This window comes from Plectonema radiosum NIES-515 (genome assembly GCF_025753815.1).
Classification (GTDB): Bacteria; Cyanobacteriota; Cyanobacteriia; order Cyanobacteriales; family Nostocaceae; genus Hassallia; species Hassallia radiosum_A.
This window is the reverse complement of the sequence record NZ_JAOWRF010000184.1, coordinates 1-5,238: the sequence shown is the minus strand read 5'-3', so window position 1 is coordinate 5,238 and position 5,238 is coordinate 1. Positions and strand designations below refer to the sequence as shown.

Genomic DNA, 5,238 nt, shown 5'->3' with positions numbered 1-5,238 from the left:
TGGTGGGATGAATTACATCTTCCCCCACTACCCGTCCCATCAAGCGGGTGCCGATGGGAATCAGGATTTTGCCACCTTCTGTCATTGACCCCAGGGTCAGCCCTCGCGATGTGCCGCAGTCAAATTCACGGATAATTACATCTTGGGATACATCCACCAAACGACGGGTGAGATATCCAGAGTCGGCAGTTCTTAATGCCGTATCTACCAACCCCTTACGAGCGCCGTAAGAAGAAATAATATATTCGGTGACGGTCAATCCTTCCCGGAAGTTGGTTTTAATCGGCAAGTCGATAATTTCCCCTTGGGGATCTGCCATCAACCCGCGCATTCCCACCAATTGGCGCACCTGGGAGATGTTACCCCGCGCACCAGAAAACGCCATCATATATACTGAGTTCAGCGGGTTAGTACTCTTAAAGTGCTTCACCACTTCATCTTTTAGGGCTTCTGATGTACTATTCCAGGTATCAATTACCTTCTGAAAACGTTCAACTTCCGTGATTTCGCCACGTGGATAGCGTTCTTCCGTGGCGCGAATTTCGGCTTCTGGCGCTTCGAGGAGCGATCGCTTACTTGGCGGAATCATCAAATCATCTACACTAACCCTCTTATATGACTCTGGAGAGAGAATAATAATTATGAAGCCCTGACGACTGGAAGTCGCGGCTACACAAACGCTCGTCCGCCTACCTTGGACTAACCTGAAAATAGGGTTTCAAATTTAATCTGGCGAGAGTAATAAAAGAGCGCTAATCGAAACCCCGGCTTTGGTGGCGTAGCGAAAGCCCAAATCTTTTAACTTATCCGCCATCACCGCCGTTCGCGCCGTGCCACAATTGGTGAACGCCCAAGAAATTAAATTTCTCAGCCCATGCACAATCCGCCGCGATTCCTCCTCTCCATACATTTCATCAAAAGGCGTAATCTTAAAGCGCACTCCCAAGGTGTGACCAGCCCAACCTAACAAACACTCAAACACCTGCCCCACATTCATCCGGCTGGGCACATCCAACGGATTCAGCACAATGTCTACCGGCGACCCATCGGGCAAATAAGGCATATCTTCCAACGGGAGGATGCGAGAAATAATTCCCTTATTCCCGTGGCGTCCTGCCATTTTGTCGCCAACTTGAATTTTCCGCTTCTGCGCTACATAAACCCGCACCACCATATTCGCCCCTGGTGGCAATTCGTCGCCTTGATGTGCGCGTAAATAAGCGCACATCAACCACGCGACCTTTTTCACCATTGGGCACTCGCAATGAGTTATCGCGCACATCCCGCGCCTTTTCACCAAAAATTGCTCGCAGCAACTTTTCTTCTGGTGGTTGGTCAGATTCACCCTTCGGCGTCACTTTTCCGACTAATATATCCCCGGCATCTACCCATGCCCCAATGCGGATAATTCCCTGCTCATCGAGCGATCGCAGTTATAGACTACCGCCGCAGTACCCAGATAGTGAATGGTACATGCTTGGCTGGCATGACCGCGATTATCAGCTAGCAATTGGCTTTACTTCCGCTCATAGTAACTTTTGAACACTTCTAAACCAGTAGCACCCCAGTCATGCAGCTGGGGTAATTAAAAATCATGGCTCGTCATAAATTTTTTGAATCCACACCCAAAAACACCGGCTTAGTCATCCCAGAAATGGCAGTGTTTCTTAAGAACGACTGCAAGAGCGGATGCTGGACAGTTGGCGAAACCGAATATGGTTCTAAGCTCGAATTCTTTGTTGTTCACTTTTCGCGGCGTGTTAGTGAATACATGGGTGGACGCATTGCCCAAGGGCAAATTTGGCTGACTCCTGTCTTCGGCGATGTTCCCAAGGGTATTGTTTATTACACTCTCATCAAGAACAGCAAAAGCGGTCGCAGTGGTTCACTCAAAAACTGCCAGAAGCGCGATCGCCCAATCCCAAGGCTACGACCCCCGCGAGTTGGTGTGGTGTCCCAAGTTCATTAAAAAATCTGCTGCCATAAGCGGTGAGCATGAATCGATAGAGCGCATTGCAGAGTTAGCCGAGCTACTCAAAGAACACGGCAAAGCTTTCGCAGTTTATTACCAGCATTACGGCAGCGATACGAGTGCTGAAGACTTTCAAGACTGTTATATGGGGCAATATCAGGACGAGGAAGATTTTGTTTATCAAATGTGGGATGAGTGCGGCAGGCTGAAACAGCTAGAAGAGTTAAACATCAATGAATCTTACATTGATTGGAGTGCGATCGCCCGTGATTGGTTTATCGATTCTTACCACTCGGTAGAAGTTGGATATCACGAAACCTACGTTTTTAGCCGCCACTAATTCTCCTGCATCCCCCAGAATATGAGGGAATTTACAACACACTATCCAGATCGCATATATGGAATTTAATCAATATGCAAGCTGCTCATTGTGCAATGGTGGTAGCACTTCATAATTTCCCTGACGACCCAGAGCTAGAGAGCGCAAGGCAGCATTTAGAAAAAGCGATCGCTCTCTCGCATGAATATCGCAAAGTAAGAAACAGCATTTTCTGGAACGTTTTACCTCTTAAAGCAAAAAAGCGAATTCGTTATAGCTGCAATCAACTAGCCTTTGATGTTTATTCGCACATGATTGATTTAGCTCACCTACTAAATCAATATGCGGCTCTTCAAAATTCGCATATGCTGACAGCACCTAAAAGTTGGCAGGAATTAGTTAACAATTTAGCCCACGCTTTTAGGTGGATTGAACGGGAACACCCGACTGAAATTAATTCTCTTCAGCTAAGTTTGCCTTCTGTTACACAGCCCGTCCTAGAGGACTAAATAATGCAACAACTAACTTTATTTGATGAGTGAAAACAATCTACCACCTGTTGAATACATACCAAATTTTCTAGAAACAACTCTTGCAGACAAATTATACAAACATTGTCAGCAGCTTGCCTGGGAACAAAACAATATCAGACTTATGGGTAAAACTATACCCGTACCCCGTCTTGAATGCATGTACGGTGACGAAGGCTGTAATTATGTTTACTCAAAGTCGGTGTTGCTTGAACCGCTACGTTGGACAAGTCCTCTTTCTGAGGTGCGATCGCGCATTGAGTCACAAACTGGTTATCAATTTAACATTGTACTTTGCAACCGCTACCGCACAGGACTTGATTCTGTTGGCTGGCACAACGACAACGAGCCGAGTATGGGAGAAACGCCGGCGATCGCCGAAATCAGTCTGGGACAAGAACGCAAATTCCAAATGCGTCCTCATAGCGGTGAAAGTATAACCGATTTTTGGCTCGAACATGGCAGTTTATTGCTAATGAAACCAGGGTGCCAAGAAAATTGGGTTCATCAACTGCCAAAAACCTCACGCGCTTTGAAAGAGAGAATAAACCTAACGTTTCGACCCCACATTAACGGCACGAGCTCTTAAAAACTGATTATCCCCATAAGTTAGGTGGTAGTCCTCGACGGCTACAACTTAAAATGAAATAGCAGTATTATGCGAATCCATAGCATGAGTGTATTACAAAAACTATTAGATGAAAAAGATTGGAACATTTCTGACCTGGCTCGTGAATACGGCAAGCATGAATCACCTGAACTCTCAGGCGACGAAGCCATCAAAAAGTATGGGTCACTGATGCGTAAAGCTCTAAGCGACCCCGACCACACTAAGCACGGCACTGTCAAACGCCTTATCGAAATTCTTGGCGGCGAGTTGGTGGTAAGGGTCAAGCGCGTTAATGATATGTCATTTTAATTACATAATATTATTGATGCGTTACGCACATTATCAACTGGTAAATTCTTACCATTAAGCGTACCCCATTGGGTGAGTTGTTTATGGTTATTGTCGTTGATAGTGGCAACTCGCTTGAAATCAAATTCACGACTGGTAAAATAGCGGGATTTGATTTTGGTCTAAAGACATTTCTCACCTGTTCTGAAGGGTTCAATATTGAGTCGCCACTATTTCTCAAACAATCCCTAAACGATATAAAGTATTCGTGTCGCCAGCATTCCAAGAAACAGAAGCGGTTCAACAACGCGAGAACGCGCACGAAAAAACCTTGTTCGTAAGCATGAAGATGTCGCAAACCGTAGACGCGATAGGTGAGTGGAAACTAGCTTTATCCTTAACTTGTTTGTTTGATGTGTTGTGTTTTGAGACATTAAATCTCAAAGGGATGCAGCGTCTTTGGGGACGAAAAATAGGCGACCTAGCATTTAGGGAATTCTTAGAGATTCTTGAATGGGTTGCATTAAAAAAAGGGAAGCAGGTAGTCTACATTGACCCTTGGTATCCTTCAAGCAAAACCTGTTCTTGCTGTGGTCATGCTTTAGAATCTTTGGATTTATCAATTAGACGTTGGCGTTGTCCGTCATGTCAATCTGAAAATGACCGAGATGAAAATGCCAGCTTGAATATTAAAAGAGTCGGGAGTTCGACTCTAGGCGTAGGAGATGTTAGACAGTCCCAGACTGCAATCTCTGTCTGATGCCTGAATCCCCCGTTTTCACGCGCGGGGGAGTGGCTCAATATTTATTAACCTCCACTTGCGGGCGATCGCATCCTTAAAATAAAATATGCATTTGCAGCGATCGCACTACCACTGACCAAAAAAGTAGGAACATGTCTAATGCGTAGGAGTGCTGAAGCAACCAATGCCCCACTGATAAGTAAAGCTAATTGCGTAGGTAAGAATTACTCAACTTCAAACCCTTGTAACAATTTGTAAATTGTCTTAGTATATGAATACAGCCGACTAAACACCGACTGATACATACATCTTTTAATCGCAATCATAAACTCATGACCACAACCTTACAACAGCGCCAAAGCGCCAACGTTTGGGAACGCTTCTGTACCTGGATCACCAGCACAGAAAACCGTCTATACATCGGTTGGTTCGGTGTATTGATGATCCCCACCTTGCTAGCTGCAACCACCTGCTTCATCATTGCGTTCATCGCAGCACCTCCAGTAGACATCGATGGTATCCGTGAACCCGTAGCAGGTTCCTTGATTTACGGAAACAACATCATTTCTGGTGCAGTTGTTCCTTCTTCTAACGCAATTGGCTTGCACTTCTACCCAATTTGGGAAGCTGCTTCCTTAGATGAGTGGTTATACAACGGTGGTCCTTACCAATTGGTAGTATTCCACTTCTTGATCGGCGTATTCTGCTACCTCGGTCGTGAATGGGAACTTTCTTACCGCTTAGGTATGCGTCCTTGGATTTGCCTAGCATTCAGCG

At 45.4% G+C, this 5,238-nt stretch carries 8 protein-coding genes and 2 pseudogenes; 7 read left to right on the top strand and 3 right to left on the bottom strand.

All coding sequences use genetic code 11. The features are described 5' to 3' along the window. The 3 genes and pseudogenes from rpoC2 to OGM63_RS12420 form a co-directional block, all read right to left on the bottom strand. Positions 1 to 604, bottom strand: a pseudogene (gene rpoC2, locus OGM63_RS12430) (DNA-directed RNA polymerase subunit beta'); the annotation flags it as partial. Positions 605 to 928: 324 nt separating this feature from the next. Next, positions 929 to 1,373, bottom strand: a pseudogene (locus OGM63_RS12425) (DNA-directed RNA polymerase subunit beta); the annotation flags it as partial. An 11-nt stretch (positions 1,374 to 1,384) separates the two neighbouring features. Beyond that, positions 1,385 to 1,510 carry a hypothetical protein gene (locus OGM63_RS12420; RefSeq protein WP_263745884.1) on the bottom strand — a complete coding sequence of 42 codons (126 nt, stop codon included), beginning with the start codon at positions 1,508 to 1,510 and terminating at the stop codon, positions 1,385 to 1,387. A gap of 84 nt (positions 1,511 to 1,594) precedes the next feature. Here OGM63_RS12420 and OGM63_RS12415 point away from each other — a divergent pair, with 84 nt between their 5' ends. From OGM63_RS12415 to OGM63_RS12385, 7 genes are all read left to right on the top strand, one after another. Next, positions 1,595 to 1,969: a hypothetical protein gene (locus OGM63_RS12415; protein WP_263745883.1), complete on the top strand. Its 375-nt coding sequence runs from the start codon at positions 1,595 to 1,597 to the stop codon at positions 1,967 to 1,969. Next, positions 1,881 to 2,312 (top strand): antirestriction protein ArdA, encoded by a 432-nt coding sequence (locus OGM63_RS12410; RefSeq protein ID WP_263745882.1) that lies wholly within the window; start codon positions 1,881 to 1,883, stop codon positions 2,310 to 2,312. Before OGM63_RS12415 ends, OGM63_RS12410 begins: the two co-directional genes overlap by 89 nt. A 74-nt stretch (positions 2,313 to 2,386) precedes the next feature. Beyond that, a complete protein-coding gene (locus OGM63_RS12405) occupies positions 2,387 to 2,800 on the top strand; it encodes a hypothetical protein (protein ID WP_263745881.1) in 414 nt (137 codons plus the stop codon). Between the two features lie 25 nt (positions 2,801 to 2,825). Next, positions 2,826 to 3,410, top strand: a complete 585-nt coding sequence (locus OGM63_RS12400; RefSeq protein WP_263745880.1) for an alpha-ketoglutarate-dependent dioxygenase AlkB family protein — start codon at positions 2,826 to 2,828, stop codon at positions 3,408 to 3,410. Positions 3,411 to 3,494: 84 nt separating this feature from the next. Then, positions 3,495 to 3,740 carry a hypothetical protein gene (locus OGM63_RS12395; protein ID WP_263745879.1) on the top strand — a complete coding sequence of 82 codons (246 nt, stop codon included), beginning with the start codon at positions 3,495 to 3,497 and terminating at the stop codon, positions 3,738 to 3,740. Between the two features lie 247 nt (positions 3,741 to 3,987). Beyond that, positions 3,988 to 4,479 carry an RNA-guided endonuclease InsQ/TnpB family protein gene (locus tag OGM63_RS12390; RefSeq protein ID WP_263745878.1) on the top strand — a complete coding sequence of 164 codons (492 nt, stop codon included), beginning with the start codon at positions 3,988 to 3,990 and terminating at the stop codon, positions 4,477 to 4,479. A gap of 314 nt (positions 4,480 to 4,793) precedes the next feature. Next, on the top strand, positions 4,794 to 5,238 hold a 445-nt coding region (locus tag OGM63_RS12385; RefSeq protein WP_511041088.1), incomplete at its 3' end, for a photosynthetic reaction center family protein.